General features: G+C 57.0%; 26 protein-coding genes. 23 read left to right on the top strand and 3 right to left on the bottom strand.

Annotated features, from left to right (window positions below; translation table 11 throughout):
• Positions 1–2 precede the first annotated feature (2 nt).
• The 18 genes from fliR (at position 3) to D9N14_RS06190 (ending at position 18,076) form a co-directional block, all read left to right on the top strand.
• On the top strand, positions 3–776 hold the full coding sequence (fliR, locus tag D9N14_RS06275) for a flagellar biosynthetic protein FliR (RefSeq protein WP_290578113.1): 774 nt from the start codon (positions 3–5) through the stop codon (positions 774–776).
• Positions 777–1,913, top strand: coding sequence for a flagellar biosynthesis protein FlhB (flhB, locus tag D9N14_RS06270; RefSeq protein ID WP_290578111.1), 1,137 nt, complete (start codon positions 777–779; stop codon positions 1,911–1,913). It abuts the gene before it with no gap.
• A 102-nt stretch (positions 1,914–2,015) separates the two neighbouring features.
• Positions 2,016–4,136, top strand: coding sequence for a flagellar biosynthesis protein FlhA (gene flhA / locus D9N14_RS06265; protein ID WP_290578109.1), 2,121 nt, complete (start codon positions 2,016–2,018; stop codon positions 4,134–4,136).
• A gap of 37 nt (positions 4,137–4,173) precedes the next feature.
• A complete protein-coding gene (gene flhF / locus D9N14_RS06260; RefSeq protein WP_290578107.1) occupies positions 4,174–5,676 on the top strand; it encodes a flagellar biosynthesis protein FlhF in 1,503 nt (500 codons plus the stop codon).
• Positions 5,677–5,709: 33 nt separating this feature from the next.
• Complete coding sequence (locus D9N14_RS06255) at positions 5,710–6,531, top strand: MinD/ParA family protein (protein WP_290578105.1); 822 nt, start codon at positions 5,710–5,712, stop codon at positions 6,529–6,531.
• Positions 6,532–6,556: 25 nt separating this feature from the next.
• A complete protein-coding gene (locus D9N14_RS06250) occupies positions 6,557–7,282 on the top strand; it encodes an RNA polymerase sigma factor FliA (protein ID WP_411267924.1) in 726 nt (241 codons plus the stop codon).
• A gap of 179 nt (positions 7,283–7,461) precedes the next feature.
• On the top strand, positions 7,462–7,848 hold the full coding sequence (gene cheY / locus D9N14_RS06245) for a chemotaxis response regulator CheY (protein ID WP_290578098.1): 387 nt from the start codon (positions 7,462–7,464) through the stop codon (positions 7,846–7,848).
• 35 nt (positions 7,849–7,883) lie between these two features.
• Complete coding sequence (locus D9N14_RS06240) at positions 7,884–8,654, top strand: protein phosphatase CheZ (RefSeq protein ID WP_290578096.1); 771 nt, start codon at positions 7,884–7,886, stop codon at positions 8,652–8,654.
• Between the two features lie 12 nt (positions 8,655–8,666).
• On the top strand, positions 8,667–10,973 hold the full coding sequence (locus D9N14_RS06235; RefSeq protein WP_290578094.1) for a chemotaxis protein CheA: 2,307 nt from the start codon (positions 8,667–8,669) through the stop codon (positions 10,971–10,973).
• Positions 10,974–11,015: 42 nt separating this feature from the next.
• Entirely contained in the window at positions 11,016–12,179 is a 1,164-nt protein-coding gene (locus D9N14_RS06230; RefSeq protein ID WP_290578092.1) for a chemotaxis response regulator protein-glutamate methylesterase, read from the top strand.
• Positions 12,180–12,183: 4 nt separating this feature from the next.
• Positions 12,184–12,927 carry a flagellar motor protein gene (locus D9N14_RS06225; RefSeq protein WP_290578090.1) on the top strand — a complete coding sequence of 248 codons (744 nt, stop codon included), beginning with the start codon at positions 12,184–12,186 and terminating at the stop codon, positions 12,925–12,927.
• 12 nt (positions 12,928–12,939) lie between these two features.
• Positions 12,940–13,917, top strand: a complete 978-nt coding sequence (gene motD / locus D9N14_RS06220; protein ID WP_290578088.1) for a flagellar motor protein MotD — start codon at positions 12,940–12,942, stop codon at positions 13,915–13,917.
• Between the two features lie 9 nt (positions 13,918–13,926).
• Entirely contained in the window at positions 13,927–14,730 is an 804-nt protein-coding gene (locus D9N14_RS06215) for a ParA family protein (protein ID WP_290578086.1), read from the top strand.
• Between the two features lie 65 nt (positions 14,731–14,795).
• Positions 14,796–15,842, top strand: a complete 1,047-nt coding sequence (locus D9N14_RS06210) for a chemotaxis protein CheW (RefSeq protein WP_290578084.1) — start codon at positions 14,796–14,798, stop codon at positions 15,840–15,842.
• Between the two features lie 132 nt (positions 15,843–15,974).
• Complete coding sequence (locus D9N14_RS06205) at positions 15,975–16,457, top strand: chemotaxis protein CheW (protein WP_290578082.1); 483 nt, start codon at positions 15,975–15,977, stop codon at positions 16,455–16,457.
• Positions 16,458–16,551: 94 nt separating this feature from the next.
• On the top strand, positions 16,552–17,034 hold the full coding sequence (locus tag D9N14_RS06200) for a chemotaxis protein CheW (protein ID WP_290578080.1): 483 nt from the start codon (positions 16,552–16,554) through the stop codon (positions 17,032–17,034).
• A gap of 10 nt (positions 17,035–17,044) precedes the next feature.
• The gene (locus D9N14_RS06195; protein WP_290578078.1) at positions 17,045–17,452 is read left to right on the top strand and encodes a hypothetical protein; all 408 of its coding nucleotides are present in this window, start codon (positions 17,045–17,047) and stop codon (positions 17,450–17,452) included.
• Positions 17,453–17,620: 168 nt separating this feature from the next.
• Entirely contained in the window at positions 17,621–18,076 is a 456-nt protein-coding gene (locus D9N14_RS06190) for a rhodanese-like domain-containing protein (protein ID WP_290578076.1), read from the top strand.
• Between the two features lie 169 nt (positions 18,077–18,245).
• Here D9N14_RS06190 and D9N14_RS06185 read toward each other — a convergent pair whose 3' ends face one another.
• From D9N14_RS06185 to D9N14_RS06175, 3 genes are all read right to left on the bottom strand, one after another.
• Positions 18,246–18,584, bottom strand: a complete 339-nt coding sequence (locus tag D9N14_RS06185; protein WP_290578074.1) for an EscU/YscU/HrcU family type III secretion system export apparatus switch protein — start codon at positions 18,582–18,584, stop codon at positions 18,246–18,248.
• Positions 18,581–20,464 (bottom strand): flagellar hook-length control protein FliK, encoded by a 1,884-nt coding sequence (locus D9N14_RS06180; protein WP_290578072.1) that lies wholly within the window; start codon positions 20,462–20,464, stop codon positions 18,581–18,583. The genes D9N14_RS06185 and D9N14_RS06180 overlap by 4 nt, the downstream gene beginning before the upstream one ends.
• 68 nt (positions 20,465–20,532) lie before the next feature.
• Complete coding sequence (locus D9N14_RS06175) at positions 20,533–21,288, bottom strand: sulfite exporter TauE/SafE family protein (RefSeq protein WP_290578070.1); 756 nt, start codon at positions 21,286–21,288, stop codon at positions 20,533–20,535.
• Positions 21,289–21,483: 195 nt separating this feature from the next.
• On the opposite strand from D9N14_RS06175, the gene ccmA reads away from it, so the two are divergent.
• From ccmA to ccmE, 5 genes are read left to right on the top strand one after another with little or no spacing between them, the layout of a single operon-like run.
• On the top strand, positions 21,484–22,143 hold the full coding sequence (gene ccmA / locus D9N14_RS06170; protein WP_290578068.1) for a cytochrome c biogenesis heme-transporting ATPase CcmA: 660 nt from the start codon (positions 21,484–21,486) through the stop codon (positions 22,141–22,143).
• 35 nt (positions 22,144–22,178) lie between these two features.
• Positions 22,179–22,853, top strand: a complete 675-nt coding sequence (gene ccmB, locus D9N14_RS06165; RefSeq protein WP_317622583.1) for a heme exporter protein CcmB — start codon at positions 22,179–22,181, stop codon at positions 22,851–22,853.
• 24 nt (positions 22,854–22,877) lie between these two features.
• Positions 22,878–23,624: a heme ABC transporter permease gene (locus tag D9N14_RS06160; RefSeq protein WP_290578066.1), complete on the top strand. Its 747-nt coding sequence runs from the start codon at positions 22,878–22,880 to the stop codon at positions 23,622–23,624.
• On the top strand, positions 23,624–23,803 hold the full coding sequence (gene ccmD, locus D9N14_RS06155; RefSeq protein ID WP_290578064.1) for a heme exporter protein CcmD: 180 nt from the start codon (positions 23,624–23,626) through the stop codon (positions 23,801–23,803). Before D9N14_RS06160 ends, ccmD begins: the two co-directional genes overlap by 1 nt.
• Positions 23,800–24,240 carry a cytochrome c maturation protein CcmE gene (gene ccmE, locus D9N14_RS06150; protein ID WP_290578062.1) on the top strand — a complete coding sequence of 147 codons (441 nt, stop codon included), beginning with the start codon at positions 23,800–23,802 and terminating at the stop codon, positions 24,238–24,240. Before ccmD ends, ccmE begins: the two co-directional genes overlap by 4 nt.
• Positions 24,241–24,301 lie beyond the last annotated feature (61 nt).

The following is a 24,301-nucleotide window of genomic DNA, read 5'->3' as shown; positions in this document are numbered from 1 at the left end:
GCATGTTTGAAATCGGCATTGAGCAGCTGTACCAGTGGATTGGCCAGTATGCCTGGCCCTTCTGCCGTATTGCGGCGTTTTTCATGGCGATGCCCATTCTCAGCACGCAGTTGGTACCGGCCCGCATTCGCCTGGGGTTGGCGGCAGGGGTGACCCTGGTGGTGGCGCCGATGATCGATCCGGTGCCCATGATTGAGCTGCTGTCCATCGAATCCTTCCTGATTATTCTGCAGCAAATTTTGATTGGCGTGGCCATGGGGTTCGTGTTGCAGCTCATGTTCCAGGTGTTTGTGGTCGGTGGCCAGATTGTGGCCATGCAGAATGGTCTTGGCTTTGCTCTGATGGTGGACCCGGTGAACGGGGTCAGTGTGGCGGCCATCAGCCAGTTGTATCTGATGACGGTCAACCTGCTGTTTTTCGCCCTCAATGGCCACCTGGCCGTGATGTACCTGATCGGAACCAGTTTTGAGCAGCTGCCGATAGGTCAGCTGGGGCTGCCGGTGGATAATTATCTGGAAATTGCCCGCCTGGGCAGCTGGATGTTCACCGGTGCCGTGTTGGTGGCGCTGCCCTCCATCATCGCGTTGCTGGTGGTGAATGTGTCCTTTGGCGTAATCAGCAGGGTGGCTCCGCAAATGAACATCATCGCGGTGGGATTTCCCTTCACCATGGTGATGGGGCTTATCATTATCTGGCTCACGCTTTCCAATATTCTGCCTCAGTATGAGCACCTGAGTGCAGATGCCTTCGACTTTTTGCGGCAAATGGTGCAATAGGTGGCTGAGAACGAAGACGGGCAAGAACGCTCGGAAGAACCCACCCAGAAAAAGTTACAGGAGGCCCGGGAAAAGGGTCAGATACCCCGTTCCCGCGAGTTGGGTGGGGTGGCCGTCATGATTTTCGGCGCTGCCGGATTGATGCTGTCCGGCCGGATGTTGTTTGACGCTGCGCAATCGGTGTTTGAGATGAACTATGAGTTCGATCGGGATGCGCTGATGACACCGGATGTGATGGTGGAATCCCTGATTCTGTCGGCTCAGACCGCGTTTGCCGCCCTGGTGCCGTTTTACATTGCGGTGTTGCTGGCGGCGGTGCTGATTCCTCCCATGGTGGGGGGGATGAATTTTTCCACCAAAGCGCTGGCACCCAAGTTCAGCAAGATGAACCCGCTCACCGGGTTGAAGCGCATGTTCTCCGTGCAGTCCCTGATGGAGGTGCTGAAAGCGGTTTCCAAATTCGGACTGGTGTCGACGGCGGCCATCCTGATTCTGGATCACAACCGCGAACGGTTTATGGCGTTGGGCTTTTTACCGCCCCATGAGGCGATGGCAGAGGGCATTTCCATCGTGGCCTGGGCCCTGTTCCTGTTGTCCTGTACGTTGCTGGTGGTGGCGGCCATTGATGTGCCGTTCCAGGTCTATCAACACAATAAACAGTTGAAGATGACCAAGCAGGAAGTGAAGGATGAGTACAAGGACACCGAAGGCAAGCCGGAGGTAAAAAGCAAACTGCGCTCGAAACAGCGGGAGATTGCCCAAAGTCGCATGATGTCGGCCGTACCGGATGCGGATGTGGTGATCACCAACCCCACTCACTATGCGGTGGCCCTGAAATACGATCCCCAGAAAATGCTGGCGCCCATTGTGGTGGCCAAAGGTGCGGATCACCTGGCGTTACAAATCAAAAAAGTGGCCCTGGCCAACGACGTCATGATCCTCAATTCGCCACCATTGGCGCGTTCGATCTATTATCACACTGAGCTGGAGCGGGAGATCCCCCAGGGGCTGTTCCTGGCGGTGGCCCAGGTGCTGGCCTATGTTTTCCAGCTGCAGCAATTCCAGAAGGGCAAAGGGCCCAACCCTGGAGTGGTGCCGGATTTCCCGGTGCCGGAAGATCTCCGAAAAGACGAATAACCTTTCCCATCAATTGTTTGCCCGTTCGGGCACGATCTTTGCGATATACCCCTGTAGAGCACGTAAGGTGTCAATTTTTCGTTATTGCGGGATCAAGGTGTTATGGCAGCAGGTGTTGCATCTCAAACCGGAAATATTCTGAAGCAGGGAAACTGGGGCGCGCCCATCTTCCTGCTGATCATCATGGCCATGATGACCCTGCCCATGCCGTCCATCCTGCTGGACGTGTTGTTCACATTCAATATCGCATTGGCCCTGGTGGTGTTGCTGGTGTCGGTGTACACCATGCGGCCCCTGGAGTTCGCCATTTTTCCGACGGTGCTGTTGATTGCCACGTTGTTGCGTCTGGCCTTGAACGTGGCCTCCACCCGGGTGGTGTTGTTGCGCGGCCACGAAGGTGGGGATGCCGCAGGTAAGGTGATTCAGTCCTTTGGTGAGGTGGTCATCGGCGGTAATTACGCCGTGGGCCTGGTGGTGTTCCTGATCCTGGTGATCATCAACTTCGTGGTGGTGACCAAGGGTGCCGGGCGTATTTCCGAGGTAAGCGCGCGCTTCACATTGGACGCCATGCCCGGCAAACAGATGTCCATCGATGCGGATTTGAACGCCGGTATTATTGATCAGGAGGAGGCCAAGGTACGGCGGGCGGAAGTGTCCCAGGAGGCGGACTTCTATGGTGCCATGGACGGTGCCAGCAAGTTTGTGCGCGGTGATGCCATCGCCGGCATTCTGATTCTGTTGATCAACATCATCGGCGGACTGGCCATCGGCATGGTGCAGTACAACCTGGGTTTTGCCGAGGCCCTGAAAGTGTATGCGTTGCTCACCATCGGTGACGGCCTGGTGGCGCAGATTCCCTCCCTGTTGCTGTCCACGGCGGCGGCGATCATCGTAACCCGGGTCAACAGTTCCCAGGATCTGGGGAATCAGGTGATGGTGCAAATGTTCGGGTCACCGCAGGCATTGGCCATCGCCGCGGTGATTCTCGGCATAATGGGGGTGATTCCCGGCATGCCGCATTTTGCTTTCCTGGGATTGGCCACCCTGTGTGGTGGTGGTGCTTACTGGATTTACTATCGTCGACTGGCCCAGGGTGGTCAGGATCAGGAAGAGGAAAAAGACGCCCGCAAAATGGAGGAGATGGCCGCGCAACGTGAAAGTGAGTTCAAGGAACTGGGTTGGGATGACGTGCAGCCGGTGGATTCCATCGGCTTGGAAGTGGGCTATCGTTTGATTCCGCTGGTGGACAAAGCCCAGGGCGGGCAGCTATTGGGGCGCATTAAAGGCGTCCGCAAAAAACTGTCCCAGGAGCTGGGCTTTCTGATGCCCTCGGTTCATATTCGCGACAACCTGGATCTGCTGCCCAATGCCTATCGCATTACCCTGATGGGAGTGGCCATTGATGAAGCCGAAATCCATGCGGACCGGGAACTGGCCATCAATCCCGGCCAGGTGTTCGGTTCCATCAACGGCATTGAATGCAAAGACCCGGCGTTTGGCCTGGATGCGGTCTGGATCGAACCGGGGCAACGGGATCAGGCGCAGACCATGGGTTATACGGTGGTGGATGCCAGTACAGTGGTGGCCACCCACATCAACCAGGTGATGTTGCGGCATTCCCATGAGCTGTTGGGCTTCGAGGAAGTGCAAAAGCTGTTGGAGAATCTGCAGAAAGCGTCGCCCAAACTGGTGGAAAACCTGGTACCGAATCCGTTGCCCCTGAGCAAGCTGCACAAGGTATTGCAGAATCTGTTGCAGGAAGACGTGCCCATCCGCGACATCCGTACCATTGCCGAAGCTTTGGCGGAGCTGGCACCCAAGAGTCAAGACGCTGACGCTTTGACGTCCGCGGCCCGCGTTGCGCTTTCCCGCATGATCGTGCAGACCATATACGGCGTGGGCCGTGAGCTGCCGGTGATTACCTTGCAACCTGAATTGGAACAGTTGTTGCTACAGGCAGTACAACAGGCTCTGAATTCTGGCGGTACCGCCAGCGACGCAGTGATCGAACCGGGCTTGGCGGAAAAACTGCAGCGTTCCGTTTCAGAAGCTGTTCAGAAACAGGAACTGGCTGGCAACCCGGCAGTTTTGCTGGTATCCGCAGGCATCAGACCGATGCTGTCACGGTTCCTTCGGTTCAGTGTTCAAGGCTTGAATGTGCTCTCGTATAACGAGATACCGGACAACAAACAGATCACCATTACCGCTTCGGTGGGCCAATAAACTGGCAGAGCCGTCGAAGCAGAGAGGCTAGACAATCATGAACACAAAAAAATTCATTGCAGCCGATATGCGCCAGGCTTTGAAGTTGGTTCGTGAGGCATTGGGAGCGGACGCGGTCATTCTTTCCAATCGCAAGGTGGCAAACGGGATTGAGATTGTGGCGGCAGCGGACTATGACGAGTTTGTTGAGCAGCACAAAGCCCGTGAACGCCGTGACAACCATATTCCGGATTTTATGGCGGACAGCGCGCGGGCGCCGGCCCAGGGTGATCCGGCCAAACTGCTGGATTCCCGCGCTGCACGGGAGGCCTCGGCGGAAGATAAAGCCCGCCTGGTGGAGGCGTTGCAGCGACGGGAGCAGGCCAATCAGAAATTCAATGATCTGTGGTTGCAGCAGCTTAATGACGGTGATGACGCCGATCTGAATGTGCAGCTGAGCCAGCAGGGGCGCTCGCAGGCGTCGCGACAGGCACCCGGTCAGGCGCCCGGCATGCCCGCCTCGGTCGCAGCCCCGATACCGTCCAGAGCTGCGCCGGCGGTGAACCAAGCTCAAGCGGCGGCACCGGTGGCCGTCACGCCACCTGCCCAAAGTCATAGCGAGCTGGCAGCGATGCGGGGTGAACTCAATCAATTGCGCCAGATGCTCAACGTGCAGATGGCGAACGTGGCCTGGGGGAGCTTCTCCCACCGGCATCCCATGGAGGCCTCGGTCTTCAAAAAATTGTCGCGCCTCGGGCTGTCTCCCGCCTTGTGCCGTAAGCTGGTTCGCAACCTGGCACCGGATGCACAGATCAAATCCGCCTGGCGCGATGCCCTGTTGGAGTTGAGTGAAGATCTGCCGTTGATGTCGGAGGATATCGTGGCCCACGGCGGGGTATTCGCCTTTGTGGGCCCCGCCGGTGTGGGCAAGACCACCACCATCGCCAAAATCGCCACCCGCTTTGTGCTGGAACACGGCGCCGAAAATTTGGCGCTGGTGACCACCGACAGCTATCGCATCGCCGGACATGAGCAGTTGAGCACGTTGGGCCGCATTCTGAAGGTGCCGGTGCGGGTGGTAACTGACCAGGCCGGGCTGGACCATTTGCTGCGCTCCCTGTCCCGCAAGAAGCTGGTACTGATCGATACGGCCGGTTTAAGTCATAAAGATCAGGTACATCAGGAACAAATGGCTATGATTGAGAGTATGGGGGCCAATGTGCAACGCTGGCTGGTCCTGTCCTCCACCAGTCAGCGCCGGATCCTGGATCGGGCGGTCAATGAGTATAAACATCTGAATCTTGAGGGTTGTATCCTCACAAAACTGGACGAATCCGCCAGTTTGGGCGAGGCTTTAAGTGTTGCGATCGAGTCGCAGCTACCCATAGCCTATATCACGGATGGTCAGAACATCCCGGACGACATCGCCCGCCCGAACGCCACCCGCCTGATCAACCACGCCATCGCACTGGCGAAGGAATATCGCGTGGACGAGGATCTGGTGGCAGATATGTACAACGACGCCATGTCGGGAACGGAATCGGATCTGGCCTACGGATAAAGAAGACACAACAAGGTGTATAGAAATACGTTTATGAGCAATCATCCCGTACAGGTAATTGCCGTCACTGGTGGTAAAGGCGGAGTGGGCAAGAGTAATGTCTCCATTAATCTGGGGGTGTGTCTTGCAGAAATGGGGCGCCGGGTGGTGATTCTGGATGCCGACCTGGGTCTGGCCAATCTGGATATCCTGTTGGGAATCAGTGCCCGGGAGAATCTGTCCCACGTGTTGCGCGGGGAGTGCAGTATCCGGGATATTCTGGTGGAAGGACCGGCGGGGGTGAAAATCGTGCCCGCCTCATCCGGTACCCAGGAACTGGTGAGCATGGGCCCGCGGGAGCACGCCGGCCTGATCCACGCCTTCAGCGAACTCAGCGACGACGTGGATGTGCTGATTGTGGACACCGCCGCCGGAATTTCCGAGATGGTGATGAGCTTTGTCACCGCTGCCCAGGAAAGCCTGTTTGTGGTGACCAACGAGCCCACCTCCATCACGGATGCCTATGCCATGATGAAAATCCTGAATCAAAAGCACGGCATGTACCGTTTCAACGTGGTGGCGAACATGGTGCGTACGCAACAGGAAGGGCGGGAGATCTATTCCAAACTGACCAAAGTCACCGATCGATTTCTGGATGTGGCCCTGCAATTCTCCGGCTGCATTCCCTTTGATGACTACCTGCGCAAGGCAGTCATGCGACAGAAGCCGGTAGTGGAGGCCTATCCCCGCAGCAAGGCGGCCCTGGCCTTCCGCTCCCTGGCCAATAAAGTGGACAGCTGGCCATTACCTTCCACGCCCAGGGGGCACCTGGAGTTCTTTGTGGATCGGCTGGTACAAGGAGCGGTTGCCCGATAGGACAACAGAGTATCCCATGCTGGGCATGAAGCGACACGCTATGTACAACGACGAATCGGCGCCACAATTGGATGTTTTGGTTGAGCAGCACACCCCGTTGGTGAAGCGCATCGCCCATCATCTGATTGCCCGTATGCCGTCCGGCGTGTCCGTGGAAGACCTCTACCAGGCCGGCATGATCGGTCTGCTGGATGCCCTCAAACGCTATGACAACAGCAAGGGCGCCAGCTTTGAAACCTATGCCGGTATCCGCATTCGCGGTGCCATGGTGGATGAGCTGCGCAAAGGGGAGTGGGCGCCCCGCTCCGTGCACCGGAATGCCAGACGAATTCAACAGGTTATCCACGAAATAGAGCATGAAACCGGGGCCGACGCCCGGGACCGTGATATTGCCGAGCGCCTCGGCGTTTCGCTGGAGGAGTACCATGTCATGCTGCAGGACAGCATGGCCACCCGTCTATTCAGCCTGAATGAGCTGGAATCCACCGAGGAGAACATCAGCGTTGGTTTGCAGCAACAGCAGGCGGAAAACCCCCTCGACAATCTTCAGAACGGCGTGTTCCGCACCCACCTGGCCCGAGCCATTGAGCAGCTCCCGGAGCGGGAGCAGTTGGTACTGTCGCTGTACTACGACGAAGAGCTCAATCTCAAGGAAATAGGCCAGGTGCTGGGTGTCAGCGAATCGCGGGTCAGCCAGATCCACAGTCAAGCAGCTCAACGGTTGCGCTCGCGCCTGCAAGAGTGGCTTTGAAGCCTGAACAGAGGCCTTATCAGACAAAAACTGGATCAGATAAAAACAGCTACTAGACTTAATCAAAAGGGTCTGTTGAAAGTCCAGCCTGCCGGACGAATTCTCGGGAGGGTTTATCAACAGCCAGATAAATCAGATGTTTGCGTAGTAGTAGTGAACTGGGTTCATTGGAGGCAACCTTGGACAAGAACATGAAAATTCTCATTGTCGATGACTTTTCCACGATGAGACGAATTATCAAGAACCTGCTGCGGGACCTGGGTTTCACCAATACCCAGGAAGCCGATGACGGGAGTTCTGCTCTGCCATTACTGAAATCCTCCGATTTTGACTTTCTTATTACGGATTGGAATATGCCCGGCATGACCGGGATCGATCTTCTCAAGGCTGTGCGGGCTGACGAAAAGCTGCAGAGCCTGCCGGTGTTGATGGTGACCGCCGAGGCCAAGCGCGAGCAGATCATTGAGGCGGCGCAGGCGGGTGTGAATGGCTATGTGGTGAAACCTTTCACCGCCCAGGCATTGAAAGAGAAGATCGAGAAAATATTTGAACGGGTGGATGCCTAGTACCCTTCGTTCCCAGAGTCAGATGTGAGATGAGCATGACGGAGCAAGCCCATCAGGACAACTTGGTGGAATACGCCAAGACCCTGGTAGAACAGTTGGAAAATGGAGACGCCAAAGAGGCGATGCGCACCATATCCTCCTTGCACCAGCAGCGGGATCAGGTGTTGTTTCAGGAAGTGGGTAAGCTGACCCGTAGCCTGCATGAGTCCATCAAGAACTTCGCCATTGATACCAGCAACAGTGAAATGCGGGAAGAGATGTCCCGCATGCAGGATGCCTCTGAGCGGTTGAACTACGTCATCGAAAAGACGGAGAACGCCGCCAACAAAACCATGGACATGGTGGAGCACACCATGCCTGTGTCCGCTCATCTGCGGGAAACCGCCCAGGATCTGAAAAGCGAATGGGATCGGCTGATGCGGCGCGAAATGTCAGCCGATGAATTTCGTCAATTAAGCAAGAAAATCGATGGTTTTCTGTGTACCGCGGTGGACGAATCCAGCCGCATTGATTCCAATCTTTCCAGCATCATGCTGGCCCAGGATTACCAGGACCTCACCGGACAAGTGATCAAACGGGTCATTCAGCTGGTGAAGGAAGTGGAAGACAACCTGGTGAACCTGGTGACCATGGCCAGCACCATCGACCAGATTACGGGCGTCAAGCACGAGCTCCAACCCCAGAAAACCGAAAGCAAAGAAGAACAAATTGGTCCCGAGGGACCCATCATGAACCCCGAGACACGGGAGGACGTCGTATCCAATCAGGACGACGTCGATGCCCTGCTGTCCAGTCTTGGGTTTTAAAGGAGTAAGGGCATGAGCTTCGATGGCGACGAAGAGATACTACAGGATTTTCTGGTTGAGGCCGGAGAAATACTGGAAGTGCTGTCTGAGCAGTTGGTGGATCTGGAAAACCGACCGGATGACGCTGACCTCCTGAATGCCATTTTCCGCGGCTTTCACACGGTAAAAGGCGGCGCTGGCTTTTTGCAGCTGGACACCCTGGTGGATCTTTGCCACGCAGCGGAAAACATTTTTGATTTACTGCGCAACGGTAAATTGTCCATCAATGCCGAGTTGATGGATGTGGTGCTGCAGGCATTGGATGCCGTTAATTCCATGTTTGAGCAGGTGCATGGGCGCGAGTATCCTGACCCGGCCGACCCGGCCCTGATGACCGCCCTGCATGCCATTTTAGAGGGTGACGCACCGGCAGCCCCGGCTCCTGCAGCGGAAGCAGCTGCAGTGGAGCCCGAACAACCCGCAACCAAGGGCGATATTACCGACGAGGAATTTGAACAATTCCTGGATGCGCTGGATGAATCCGGCACGCCGAAGCAGGCCGCCGCCCAGGAAGCCGGTGGTGGAGTCGACCTGTTCGGTGAGGACGAGGAAGTGGCTCAAGCCGCAGCATCCGGTGGCTCCGATGAGATCACGGAGGATGAATTTGAGGCGCTGCTGGATCAGCTTCATGGCAAGGGCAAATTCAGCGCTGCCCCGGCTGCGGAACCGGCAGCTCCAGCCGCCGCTGCCACCGGCGGCTCCGATGAAATTACCGATGACGAATTTGAATCTCTGCTGGACGAACTGCACGGCAAGGGCAAGCACGGTGGCATTCCCAAAGCCTCTGAAGACGGTGATGAAGCGGCGGCTTCCGGGGCGGCCAGTGCCGATCTGATTTCGGACGACGAATTTGAATCCCTGCTGGATGAGTTGCACGGCAAGGGTAAAGGTCCTACTACTGAGAAAGGCGCCACCGCAGGAAAAGGTGCCACGGCGGAGCAGGCCCCCAGTGCAGCGAAAGCCCCCCCTGCTGCGCCAGCGGCCAAACCCGCTGCGCCTCAATCTGCGGCGCAGCCACCCAGCCCGGCCGCAGCGGCAGCGAAACCCGCTGCTGCAGCGCCTGCGGCGAAAAAGCCTCCTGCCAAACCCGTACCCGGCAAAGAAGCCCCTGCGGCGGCTGAAAACACCGTGCGGGTGGATACCAAACGCCTGGACGACATCATGAATATGGTGGGCGAGCTGGTGCTGGTGCGTAACCGCCTGGTGCGCTTGGGATTGCGGACGGCAGATGAAGATCTGGCGAAAGCCGTGGCCAACCTGGATGTGGTCACCGGGGACCTGCAAACGGCGGTAATGAAAACCCGCATGCAGCCCATCAAGAAAGTATTCGGGCGCTTCCCGCGGGTGGTCCGCGATCTGGCCCGTAACCTGAAGAAGGAAATCACCCTGGAGTTGGAGGGTGAGGAAACCGATCTGGACAAGAATCTGGTGGAAGCCCTGGCCGATCCTCTGGTGCACCTGGTCCGCAACAGTGTGGATCACGGTATCGAAGCCCCGGACGTGCGTGAGCAGATGGGCAAACCCCGCATGGGCAAAGTGTTCCTGGCCGCAGAGCAGGAAGGGGATCACATCGTGCTTTCCATCACCGACGATGGTGGCGGTATGGACCCGGACATGTTGCGCCGCAAGGCGGTGGAAAAAGGGTTGATGGACACCGAAGCAGCGGATCGCCTGAGTGATCCCGAAGCCTTTAACCTGATCTTCCATCCCGGGTTTTCTACCAAGGAACAGATTTCCGATGTGTCCGGTCGGGGTGTGGGCATGGACGTGGTCAAGACCAAGATCACCCAACTCAATGGCACCATCGACGTTCACTCTGAAAAAGGTGTGGGTACCCGGATCGCCATCAAGGTACCGCTGACCCTGGCCATCATGCCCACCTTAATGGTCATGTTGGGCACGCAGGCGTTTGCCTTACCGTTGGTGAACGTGAACGAGATTTTTCATCTGGATCTGTCCCGCACCAACGTGGTGGATGGCCAGGAAGTGGTGGTGGTGCGCGAAAAGGCGCTGCCTCTTTTCCACCTTAAGCGTTGGTTGATTCGGGGTGCGCAAGGCAAAGACACAGAAGCCCACGTGGTGATTGTCAGCGTCGGCACTCAAAAAGTAGGGTTTGTGGTGGATCAGTTGATCGGCCAGGAAGAAGTGGTGATCAAACCCCTGGGTAAAATGCTGCACGGTACCCCAGGCATGGCCGGCGCAACGATCACCGGTGATGGCCGTATTGCCTTGATTCTGGATATACCCAGTATGCTTAAAGCTTACGCGCAACGAGTCTGATCGTACTGGATTGCACGGCGTTGCCGTTTTTGGAGATGTTGAATGCCAACCAACGTGCTGGTCGTGGATGACTCCGCATTTTTCCGCAGAAGAATAAAAGATATTCTGGAAAAGAACCCGGCTTTGAACGTGGTGGGCTTTGCGGACAACGGCAAGGTGGCTGTTGAGAAGGTCAAAGAGCTCAAACCGGATGTGATTACGATGGACTATGAGATGCCGTTGTTGGACGGTATTTCTGCAGTGCGTCAGATCATGTCGGAACAGCCGACGCCGATATTGATGTTCTCGTCTTTAAGTTATGAAGGTGCCCGCGTCACCCTCGATGCGTTGGAAGCCGGCGCATTGGATTATCTGCCGAAAAGTTTTGAATCCATGTCCGGTGACCCGGGCGACAGCGCCAAACTGTTGCAGGATCGGGTGCTCGCGATTTCGCGCCGTGGTGCGACGATGCGACGGGCTACTCCCGCCGCCGCGCCGCGGCCACCGGCTACAACGCCAAGCGCAGCAAGTGCCCCCAAACCCAAACCCAAATCCACCCCTGCATCCGCTGCGGCGCGAACCCCTGCGTCGATCGCAAAAGAAAGCCCGGTTTCCAAACCCGCTGCGCGAACCGGTAAATCCCCATTGGACAGCCTGCAGGGGGATCGGCCCCGCATTATTCTGATCGGTGCATCCACCGGTGGCCCGGTGGCACTGCAGAATATTCTGATGTCGTTGCCGGCCAATTATCCGTTTCCCCTGTTGCTGGTTCAGCATATGCCGGGGACATTTACTTCCGCCTTTGCGGAAAGATTAAACCGCCTGTGCAAGATTAATGTGAAGGAAGCGGCAGATAACGACCTCATCCGCCCGGGCACAGCACTGCTGGCACCCGGTGGCAAACAGATGCTGGTGGAGGGAAGCGGTCAGTCGGTGTCGATTATCGAGGGTGATGATCGAATTCAGTATCGTCCCAGCGTGGATGTCACCTTTGGATCAGCGGCGCGCGCCATTAGAGGCAAGGTTCTTGCATTGGTGCTGACAGGCATGGGCAGTGACGGTCGTGAAGGATGCAAATTGCTGAAGCGGAATGGGGCCACCATCTGGACCCAGAACGAACAGAGTTGCGTGGTTTACGGCATGCCCATGGCAGTGGCAACCGCAGGACTGTCGGATGCGGTGATTGACGTAAAAGACGTGGGAACCCTGTTGGGCGAGTTACGCTGATACTATGGATATATTAAGTTTCCTTGGCCTCCTGATTGGCATTGTGGCCATTGTGGGAGGTAATGCGCTGGAAGGAGGGCATCTTTCCGGCCTGGCCAATGGGCCGGCGGCAGTGATTGTGCTGGGCGGCACTCTGGGTGCTGCCATGTTGCAAACCCCGATGGCCACGTTCCGGCATTCTTTCACAGTATTGCGTTGGGTGTTTTTTCCTCCCACTGTGAACATGAAAGAAAAGATTGATCATGTGATTAACTGGAGCATGACAGCCCGCAAGGAAGGCCTGCTGGGATTGGAGGCCATCACTGAAAACGAAACCGACCGCTTTGCCCGTAAAGGGCTGCAGTTGCTGGTGGATGGCGGCGAGCCGGAATCCATCCGCAATGTGCTGGAAGTAGATCTGATCACACAGGAGGACAGAGATCTGCATGCGGCCAAGGTCTTCGAGGCCATGGGCGGATACTCTCCCACCATCGGTATCATCGGTGCGGTGATGGGGTTGATTCATGTCATGGGTAATCTGGCGGACCCCAGCAAACTGGGAGCGGGGATTGCCACCGCCTTTGTGGCCACCATCTATGGGGTGGGTGCCGCCAACCTGATCTTCCTGCCCATCGCCGCCAAGTTGAAGTCCACCATCAAAGCCCAGAGCAGCCAGCGAGAGATGATCATCGAGGGTTTGATTGCCATCGCTGACGGAGAGAATCCACGTACCATCGAAATGAAACTCGAAGGGTATCTGGATCAATAATCCGGAGGGGATATGCGGCGCAGGCAATTGGAGGAACCTGAGAATCACGAACGCTGGGTGATTTCCTATGCGGACTTCATCACCTTGTTGTTCGCTTTTTTTGTGGTGATGTATTCCATCTCCTCAGTCAACGAAGGCAAGTACAAAGTACTGTCCGATTCCCTGGTGAGCGTGTTCAATGCCCAGCCTAAAACCCTCGACCCCCTGACCGTGGGGGATAAGGATGTTTACAAGAGTAATGATCAACTGATCAAGCTACCGGTGCCGGGGGATTACCCCAGTAAAGAAGATTTCAAATACGGTGTGGAAGGCTTGTTCGACGATGTGGAAAACCGGGCGGCCCGTCAGGGTGAGATGCGTGACAACGAAGTCGCTCATCTGTCCCGGATCACGGATCAACTGGCTACCAAACTGCAGCAGCAGATCCAGAATGACGAAGTGGAAATTCGCGGCAACGACGAATGGATCGAAGTCAATATCAAGGCCAGCGTACTGTACCCCAGTGGCAGCGCGACGCTGTCCAGCGGCGCAAAAGAGGTCCTGGCCAGGGTCAGTGACATTCTGAAAGACAAGCTGAACCCGATTCACGTGGAGGGCTATACGGATAACGTCCCCATCGAAACCCGACAATTCCCATCCAACTGGGAGTTGTCTGCCGCGCGGGCGGCCAGCGTGGTACGTTACTTCGAAGAGCTGGGGGTCAATTCCAGTCAATTGGCGGCTGTGGGCTATGGAGAACATCACCCGGTGGCCGATAACACTACTGAGGAGGGGCGCTCCCGCAATCGGCGGATTGCCCTGGTGATTTCCAAAGCAGAACCGGAATCCAGCGCTGCGCCGGCGACGGCTCCGCAGGATTACAAACTGGGTACAGGCAAAACCGAAAGCAAAGACCGACGTCAGCGGGATGAGGCGGAAGTACCTTTGCGAATCATCCGCCTGCAGGACGGAGGCTTACTGTTCTCTGCCCCGGGCGCAGCAGCAAAATAGGTCGACATCGTGAAAGTATGGGCAGTGGCAAATCAGAAAGGTGGCGTCGGCAAGACCACAACGGTGGTGGGCCTGGGTGGCCTGTTGGCGGAGAATGGGCACCGGGTGTTGATGATCGATCTGGACCCCCATGGCTCGCTCACCAGCTATTTCCAGTACAACCCGGATGAAATGTCGAAGTCGGTGTATCAACTGTTCCAGCACAAAGGTGATGTGCCGGCCCATTTACCGCGCGAGCTGGTGCTCAGCACCGGCTATCCGCGTCTGGATTTTCTGCCGGCGTCGACGTCGCTGGCGATGCTAGAGCGTCAGGCGGTCAGTCAGGGCGGCGCCGGGCTGGTGATCTCCAAAACCATCGCCTGGCTGTGGGATGACTATGACTACGTGTTAATGGATACCCCGCCCATCCTGGGGGTGCTCCTGATCAACGCCCTGGCAGCCTGCCAGCAGCTGCTGTTACCGGTGCAGACCGAATTTCTGGCCATCAAAGGGCTTGAGCGCATGATGCGTACGCTGCAGATGGTGATGAAATCCCAGAAGCGGGAGCTGCCCTATCTGGTGGTGCCCACCATGTTTGACCGGCGGACTCAGGCCTCGGTGGGCAGCCTGCGTTTGCTGCGCCAAACCTATGACGGCCACATCTGGCCGGCGGCCATCCCCGAAGATACCCGGTTTCGTGATGCCAGCAAGGCGGGTAAACCCCCCAGCGCTTACGATGCCAACAGCCGTGGCGTGGCAGCCTACAGCTCTCTGCTAAAATATCTAATGAACCGTGAACCGCAGTTGGCACCGAAACATGAGCTGTCTTCCTAACCTGATTTGGGCCGGTGCAAGGTTTCTGAATCGAGCATGCTTGGGTCGAACGCAGTAGCAAAGACATGAACGACGAAAAGCAAGACGATTTGCCCATCAGCGACACAGAGCGGCAAATCTACAGTTATCTGGATGAGATGCTCCACGACCCGGCGGCAGGGCAGCCGGTGTCTGTGCAACCGGAGCTGGGGCTGGTGATTCCGGATAACGTGGCGCGTTTTGATCGCAATAAGAAAAAGTCGGTGCAATCCACCCCGGCTGCATTTCCAGCTGCGCCTTCGACTTCACCCTCAACTTCACGCCCGGTTCGTCAATCGAAAGAAACCAAGCCTCTTGCCCTGATCGAGCGACCGGCATTGCTGTCCGAGTCGTTGTTGCCGGAGTCTTTTTTGCGAGCACCCACCCCCGCGCCGGAATCGGAGCCGGTTTCGCCGCAACCTGAAGCAACGGAAATCCGTCAGCCTGCCGTCACAGACCGTATTCCCAATGACCTTGCTCCCCAGGAAACGGTGCCCCAGGAACCTCCGCCGAACGAGGTTGAGCCTGCTAGCGACGAATCAGCGCCGGAGGTGCTGATTGCCGGACTGGAAACGGACAGTGTCTTGGATCGGGGTGCGGAGGACGCGGCGGAGCAACATTCCTGGTGTCCAAACGGACGCCCCCAGTGGGCGCAATCCCGTTTTGAATGCCTGATTTTTACCGTGAACGGGCTGAAACTGGCGGTACCGTTGGTGCTGTTGGGTTCCATTCACCCCATTGATCGCAGGTTCAACGCCTTGCCCGGACAGTACGACTGGTTTATTGGCATTCTGCAGACCCCAAGCGCTGGCAACATCAAGGTGCTGGATACCGGTTTATGCGTGATGCCAGAGCGACACGACCCGGCCTCCCGCGAGTCGTTGGCCTATGTGATTACCATTCATGGTTTTGCCTGGGGGCTGGCCTGCCACCAGGTGGAAAAATCCGTCACCCTGGAACCGGATCAGGTAAAGTGGCGAACCCAGCGCGGCAAGCGGCCCTGGCTGGCGGGCACCGTGCTGGATTATATGTGCTCCCTGGTGGACACCGATGGCTTTCAGCACATCATCAACCAGGCAGAGCAGGGCACTTAACCCTGCGTTGATCACGATCTCACCCGATTTTTCCCCGCGCTAAAAACTGGCGTGCCCGTTCCCCTGTTCTATAGTTATAAAACAACCAGTTAAACTGGCCGAAGTGTCATCAAAATCGAGTGGCATATAACTATGGCAAATACAGCACAATCCCGTTCCAGCGACGATCCCGTCATCCAATGGGTCACCTTCCAACTGGCGGGGGAAACCTATGGCATCAACGTAATGCAGGTGCAAGAGGTGCTCCGTTTTACGGACATCGCCCCCGTGCCAGGGGGCTCGTACCATGTACTGGGCATCATCAACCTGCGCGGCAATGTGGTGACGGTGATCGATACCCGCCTGCGATTCGGTCTGCCCAAAGGGGAGATCACCGACAACACGCGTATTGTGATCATTGAAGCCAATGGTCACGTGATCGGCATCCTGGTGGACAGCGTGGCGGAGGTGGTTTACCTGCGCCAGTCGGAAATCGACAGCTCTCCCAATGTGGGTAACGATGAAAGCGCCCGCTACATCCAGGGCGTTTGCCACAAGGATGGCGAACTGTTGATCCTGCTGGAGCTGGATAAGCTGCTCACGGACGACGAGTGGGCGGAACTGGAAGCCATCTGATCAAGGGTAATTGGCATGCAAGCTGCATTTTTCTCAATTGCGGCCTGTTGCGATAGAAATTTGACGTTAAGGAAAGACTGCAGGAGTCCTGATTATGGCCAGAGCGGAAGCTGCCTCCGATGACCAGGTAACACAATGGGGTACGTTTCGATTGGGCGATGAGATCTATGGTGTGAACGTGATGCAGATCCGTGAGGTGCTGCGCTACACCGAGATCACCCCGGTGCCCGGTGCGCCGTATTTTGTGCTGGGAATCATCAATCTGCGGGGTAACGTGGTCACGGTCATTGATACCCGTATCCGGTTTGGGCTGAGTTCCGGCGACATCGACAACAACACCCGCATTGTGATCGTCGAGGTGGATAAACAGGTGATCGGCATGCTGGTGGACAGCGTCGCGGAAGTCACTTATCTCAATGAGTCCGAAATTGAAAAGGCCCCCAACGTGGGGAACGAGGAGACATCCAAGTTCATCACCGGGGTGTGTAATAAGCATGAAGAGTTGCTGATATTGATCGACCTGGAGCGCATGATCGACAACGCCAGTGGTGGTGTGGGCATGGCCATGGGATTCTAGTGAGGCTGCTATGTACATAGATCAGTTCTGGTTAGGGGTTTTGATTGCGGTGCTGTTGACCACCGGCATGGTGTTTCTGTTGTTGCAAGTGCAAAAAATGAAGCACAGCCAAGGGCAATTGCTGCAAGAGAAGCAAGCCCTGGAGAACCGATTGAAAAGCCTGGAAAGTAAAATCGAATTTCTGAACACCGGTTCGGTCGGTATTGGACAACGACTGATGAACGCTGAAAAGCGCCTGAACCAGGCTTTGGACCGCCAGGAAGACATCACCAACCAGAGCAGTGAACATCTGTTTCGCCGGCAGGCGGATCGGGTTTTGAAAGGCAGGGATATGGAGCCGGTGGAGGAGGAGTCTCCTTCGCGCTCTGAAGCCAAATTAATGGCACTGGTAAGCAAGCAGCCCGCGAAAAAACCCTAAGTGCCTTCGTTGTGTCTTTCTTTCTGGCGCTTTGCTTAAAATAGTTCTATAAAATTCAAAGTCTTGCGAATAGATTTCCCTATTCTTAGAGCCAAATATTCCAACTCGCCACACCCCCCACACCTATACTCATAAAGAGTTTTCAAGAGCCTGTCCGGGTGTAATCGTATGAAGCATTTTGCGAAAGTAGTGGGTAGTCTGGCGTTTTTATTGTGCTCAGTGGTCGCCATGGCGGAAGCGCCGGAAGCTGTGAACGGTGCAGAAACGGTGGATCTGGAACAGGCCAAAACCCTGTTTGATGATGGCGCGGTGTTCATTGATGTTCGGGATGCGCAGTCCTGGAGCCTGGGCCATATTCAGGGCTCGGTGAACCTGGATTTCAACGCCAGCGAATTTGCCGTGCTGTACATTTCCAAAGAGCTGGATCGTTCCACGCCCATCGTGTTTTACACCAGCAGCCCGCTCAATGTCAGCAGTGCCATGGCCAGCTACTTCGCCTCCAACTGGGGCTACAGTAAGGTGTATTACTTCCGGGAAGGGTTTTATTCCTGGATGGCGGCAGACTTTCCGGTTGAACTGAAAATGGCCGGTCGTAGTGTACAGGTGGACAGCGTCATTCAGTAGGCCTGTATCACCGTATTGGATTCGTATAACCAACGCTCGTACAACCAAGTGCTCGTATAGCCTGGTGCTCGCATTAAAAGCGGTTTTCCCTCGGGAAAGCCGCTTTTTTTTATGGGGACTGATGGCATCGATGAATAGTGGTGTTGATCGATGAGAGATCGGTAGTCCCTCAGGGCGTGGTGTCTGTAGGTGTATCGGGGCCGTTGAGCACGTGGTTGTGGGGGCTTGTGTCCGTATCGAATCCAGCCGGGGTTTTCCCTTTCAGCATGTACACAAACGCAATAATTTCGGCGATGGTGCGATACAGCAGTTCTGGTATTTCATCACCTACTTCCAGGCGCGCCAGGATGTCCACCAACTGGGGGTTCTCATAGATGGGAACCTCATGCTCCCGGGCGATGCGGATGATTTCCTCCGCCAGCTCGCTGCCACCGGAAGCGCTGATGAAGGGAGCGCTCTTGCCGTCATAGGTGAGAGCCACCGCCTGGTTGGGATGATGTTCGCTCATGTGCGGATGTCCACCAGTTGATTGTGCAGGATGGCTTGCTCGGATTTGGGAAGGCCCAGGTGGCCCTGCAGTTTCTCCACTCGCAAACCCATTTCCGTGAGCACCGTTTGCAGGTAATCAAAATGGCGGCGGGTGTGTTCCAGGGTGCGCTCCCATTCCGCCCAGAACGATACCGAGGCACTGTGCCCCAGCATGCTGATCTGACACAGCATGGGCCCCAGTCCCTCCACATCAAACGCCATTTGCACCACCCAACGTTTGCCCAGGGTTTTGGCTTCCTGTTCATCCCGGCTTGGTTCTTCCTCAATCCGAAACTGAAAAATCTGCACCTGATTCTGGTGCAGAATGGGGAGCTCGAAACTGAGCAGTGGCTGAGGCGCGGCCGGGTCCTGGCTGCGGGGTTGCGATGCCACCTGATGCAGGTTGATTCGACTGATGGCGCCTTTCACCTGTTTTAACAGAACCGATACCAGAGCATCGGCCATATCACCGCTGGCCGACAGCTTGCTGCGCGCTTGTGGTTGTAACACGATATTGCCGGGCAGCGGCGGCAGAATGTAGGTCTCCAGCGTGGAGCGGGTGCCGTCTCCCGGCACACTGCCTTGGAAGCCACTACCTTGAAGACCACTGCCTTGAATACTACGGTAGCCCTGCAGTCGATTGGTCGCTGCGCGCTGTGTGTTGTGCAGCGGGTCAGTGCGTGTGGGCTCTCCGGTGCGGCCTTCCACAGGGCGGTTGCGGGCATCCTGTGGTTGGCCCGGCTGGGGCGGTTGACCGGGTTTGCTGTCTGCTGGCGTCGGCGCTAATTTGGCGTCGATCGGCAGCGCTTTGTCCAGCGCTGAGCCTGGCTGGGGGGTGTTGGGGGCTGCTTCGGCCTTCAGGGTATTCTGGGCCTGCTCCAGTTTGACTTGCAGCTGTTGCAGCAGGTGTTTTATATCCCCTTGCACGACCCGATTCAATGCCAGCGGCGGGGTTTTGGGGGGGGGTGCCTCTGATGCGTTAGCGCTACCGGAGTCCTGGCGGCTGACCACGTTCCTCAGGTGTTGGGAGGCCTGTTTCAAACTGTCCAGCAGTGCCGCGCCAGGTGGGGGGGCCGCGCCGGGTGGGGGGGCCGCAGCGGATGGGTTGGCCGACGTTCGGTGGTTGGCGGCGCTGCTGCTTGCCACGGAGTTCTGTTGTACCGCCTGGCGAATTTTGTTTTCCAGAAACAGCCCGCTGTTGTGGATGGCCTGGCGCACCTGATCGGCGTTGCGCAGTTGTTCCGGTGTGGGCAGCTGTTGCAGCAGGGACGCAGCCAAGGCTTGCACAGACACAGCCCGGTTGGCGCCAGCCTGATTCGCTGTTTGCTCCAGGGCTTGGAACAGGGGCGCCAGGCTCTGTTGTTGTGGCACCCATTCCCGCAAGGCCTGGCTGAGGCTGGCTGCCACCAGTGCCGGCAGAATGCGGTGGATCACCACCCCAGTGTTGGGTGTTACGGAGGCCAGTAACTGGCTGCCCACTGTCAGGGGGATTTCCCCCTGTGTTTTGATCAGCAGAGACTGACCCTGACGCAGGGCCTGGATGGCCTGGGCAGTGATCTGGGTTAGAGGGGTTTGGGTTAGTGGCGCTTGGGTTGTAGATGCCGGGTTAAGCGACGCCTGGCTTGCGGGGGGGGGCGCCGCTTCCGCAGCCAACGGCGGCGCTGTGCCCGGTGCCGCATTGGCCCGCAGCAATATTTCGTACACCGGCCTGCCATTGGCACCGACTTCCGCTACCAGGCGGGCTTCCTGCACCACCGCCTGGATGGTCTGGCTTACCTGCTGGCGGGCCAGATCCGCGGCCGAGCGAACCTCCGCCACCGTTTGGGAGCCGGCGGCCGGCAAGCCGGGCAAATTGATCATGGATTCAGTGTAAAGCGCGTATTCATGCTGCCAAGTATAGTTCGGATCGACGCAGCGCGGGCACCCTGTTATTTCAGCAGGGCCGCCACACACACCAGCATGGCCATCCCCAGCAGAATCCATTTCAGGGTCTGCTGGCGGGCGCTGATGGCAAATTTCACGCTCAATTGAACCCCCACAATGGAGCCCAGGCCCACAATCAGGCCGGGAATCCAGAGTACCTGATCCTGATAAATGAAGACTCCCAGCGCCACCAGGCTGAAGACCAGGGTGCACATCATTTTCAGGGCGTTGGCCCGCAGCAGGTCATAGCGTAATACCCCTGCCAGTGCCGTCAACAGGATAAAGCCGACCCCCGCCTGCACAAAGCCCCCGTAGAGGCCTGCGAAGAACAGCCAGGCGATGGCGGCGGGGCGCTCCTGCAGGGAATACACCGGCTCGTCAGAATCGGGGATGGAGCCAGGCTTCAGCACGATAAACAGGGTCATCGCCATCATGGTGCCCAGCAGCACCGGTTTCAGGATCTCCACCGGAATGACCGAGGCAATGGCCGAGCCCAGCAAGGCTCCGACGATAGTGGGCAAGACGATGGGCGCAACGGCATCGCGATCCAGTTTGTTATGGCGATCAAAGCCCCTGACCGCGGTCAGGGATTGCAGCAGCACGCCCACCCGGTTGGTGCCATTGGCCACGTCCGCCGGCATCCCCAGCAAGATCAGCGCCGGCAAAGTAAAGATGGAGCCACCCCCGGCAATGGTATTCACAAAGCCGGCGGCAACGCCGGAGCCAATCAGCAGGAGCAAATGAAGCGCATCAATATCCATGGGGTGAACCAGAATGGGTGGGATCAGAACTTCGGGCCGGAACCTTGATTCCTGGATCTTATCCTGAAACCTGAAACGTATTCTGAAAAAGGGAGGCCAATGGTAGGGGATGAAATACAGGACGGCAAGCCGTACAAAGTTTGGTTATAATGGGCCGCTTTAAATACTCTAACCAAGAATAATTAGGCTGGGTTTGTGGCGACAGCACTTTTGCAGACGGTGAAACTGTTTTGTGAGCGGGATGATCGGGTCCTGATCCGCGATCTGGATTTCGCGCTCCAGCCCGGCGAGGTCGTGCAGATAGAAGGCCCCAACGGCAGCGGCAAAACCACCTTGCTGCGGATACTCTGTGGCCTGTCTGATGATTTCAGCGGCAACATTCTCTGGCAGGGCGCGGCGCGGCGGCGGGTGGACAGCGAATTTCGCCGTGACACACTCTATTTCGGTCATCTGACCGGAGTCAAATTCTCCCTCTCTGCGCGGGAAAACCTGCGCTGGATACTGCAACTCAAAGGCATTCCCCCGCATGCTCCTGGCCTTGATGACCGCATCGACCAGGCCCTCAGCAACGTGGGTCTATATAGCTATGAAGATGTACCGGTCTATAGCCTCTCCGCCGGCCAAAAGCGGCGGGTGGCCCTGGCCCGGCTGTTTGTGGAACCGGCGGATCTGTGGGTATTGGATGAACCTTTCACCGCCATTGACCGCAAGGGCGTGACGCAACTGGAAGGCCTGATTCAGGCGCATGCCGGTCGCGGCGGCTCGGTCCTGATCACCACACACCACGCGTTGGACTTGCCCACCATCCGCAAACTGCAATTGGGCCTGGGGAGGGGAACTTGGCAGATCCAATAGTGTCTCAACCGCTGCGGGCGGTGGAAGTCCCCTCCATGTGGTCCGGTATGATGGCCATCATGAAGCGGGATCTGAAGATTGCCTTCCGTCAACGGTCGGACATGGTGAACCCGTTGTTTTTCTTCGTCATGGTGATTGCCCTGTTTCCCCTGGGCATTGGCCCGGAGCCGTCCACCTTGCAGAAGATCGGCCCGGGTGTGATCTGGATTGCCGCCCTGTTGTCCACGCTGTTATCGGTGGACAGCCTGTTCCGGCAGGATTTTGACGACGGCTCACTGGAGCTGGCGCTGTTGAGCCCGCAACCCTTGTTCGTGCTGGCATTCGGCAAGGTCATTGCGCACTGGTTAGTGACCGCCATCCCGCTGATTCTGGTGGCGCCCATTCTCAGCGTGATGCTGTATATGGACCGAGACACAGTGTGGGTGACCCTGTACAGTCTGTTATTGGGTACGCCGGTGTTGAGTATGATCAGTGCCATCGGCGCAGCCCTGACGGTGGGTTTGCGCAAGGGTGGTGTGCTGGTGGCTGTGATTGCATTGCCGTTGTACATACCGGTCCTGATCTTCGGTACCAGCGCGGTGGAGGCCGCCGCCATGACCTTGCCTTACGCGGGGCAGTTGGCGTACCTGGCCGCGTTTTTGGTGTTGGCGCTTACCTTCGCACCTTTTGCTATTGGTGCTGCGTTGCGCATCAGTGTCACCAGCCAGTAGTGTGAACATGAATTTGAGGTTCCTGTGTTCGAATACCTGAAAAGGCTTTATCACAAATTGGGGTCCCCCAAGTATTTCTACGACATCAGCGGGCGGATGCTGCCTTGGCTGGTGGCCCTGTCGGTGTTGTTACTGATCCCCGGACTGATCTACGGGCTGGGATTTGCCCCGCCGGAAAAATACCAGGGCAACAGCTATCGGGTGATCTACATCCATGTGCCGGCCGCCAGCATCGCCATGTCCGGCTATATGCTGATGGCGGTGGCCGGGGTAGTGGTGCTGGTTTGGCGCATGAAGATGGCCGAGATGGTGGCCAAGTCGGTGGCGCCCATCGGTGCCTCCTTTGCCTTCATCTGCCTGGTGACCGGGTCCATCTGGGGTAAGCCCACCTGGGGCACCTGGTGGGTGTGGGATGCCCGGCTGACCTCCATGCTGATTCTGCTGTTTCTGTACCTGGGGGTTATGGCGCTGAACGCGGCCATCGAAAATGCCCAGTCGGCGGCCCGCGCGACGGCGGTGCTAAGCATCGTAGGGGCGGTCAATTTGCCCATCATCAAGTATTCGGTAGAGTGGTGGAATACCCTGCATCAGCCGGCCTCCATCAAAATGACCAGCTCGGCCATCGATCCTGAAATGCTGTTCACCCTGTTGGCCTGTATTGCCGGATTTTATTGTCTGTTTGCCGTGATGGTGATCCTGTCCACGCGCTGCGAAGTGTTGCTGCGGGAGCAGCGCAGCAATTGGGTGAAGAAACTGGTGGGAGCCTGCTGATGGAATTTGAAACCTTCGCTGACTTTATTGCCATGGGCAAACACGGCCCTTACGTGTGGTCGGCTTACGGCATCACGCTGGTGGTGGTACTGGCCAACATCGTCGCCCCCTTGCTGCGGCGCAAAGGGCTGGTGGAAGCAATCAAACGCAAAGCTAAACGGGAGCAGTTGGAATCATGAATCCTAAACGCAAACAACGGCTGGTCATTGTCTTGGGTGTCCTGGTGGCGGTGGCATCGGCGACCGGATTGATTACCTTCGCGTTGCGGGAGAACATCAACCTGTTCTTTACCCCCACGGAAATCGCCGAAGGCAAGGCGCCCCTGGAACGTCGTATTCGCGTGGGTGGCCTGGTGGTACCCGGCAGTGTGAAACGGGGTGAGGAGCTGGAAGTCAGCTTTGATCTCACCGACAACGCCCAGCAGATCACGGTGCGTTATGCGGGTATCCTGCCGGACTTGTTTCGCGAAGGGCAGGGCATCATCGCCCATGGCAAACTGATTGGTGGCACCTTGGTGGAAGCCGATGAAGTTCTGGCCAAACACGATGAGAACTATGTGCCCCCTGAAGTGCAGGAAGCCATCGAAAAAGCCGGGCACCCCAAAAAACAGGGTTGATCGTTTGGGTTATTCCCGATGACAACCCCACAAAAAAGCCCGGCTGCGCAGCCGGGCTTTT

Source organism: Ketobacter sp., from assembly GCF_003671495.1.
Lineage (GTDB): Bacteria > Pseudomonadota > Gammaproteobacteria > Pseudomonadales > Ketobacteraceae > Ketobacter.
The sequence above is the reverse complement of the archived record's forward strand: the minus strand, read 5'-3'. Positions and strand labels throughout refer to the sequence as shown.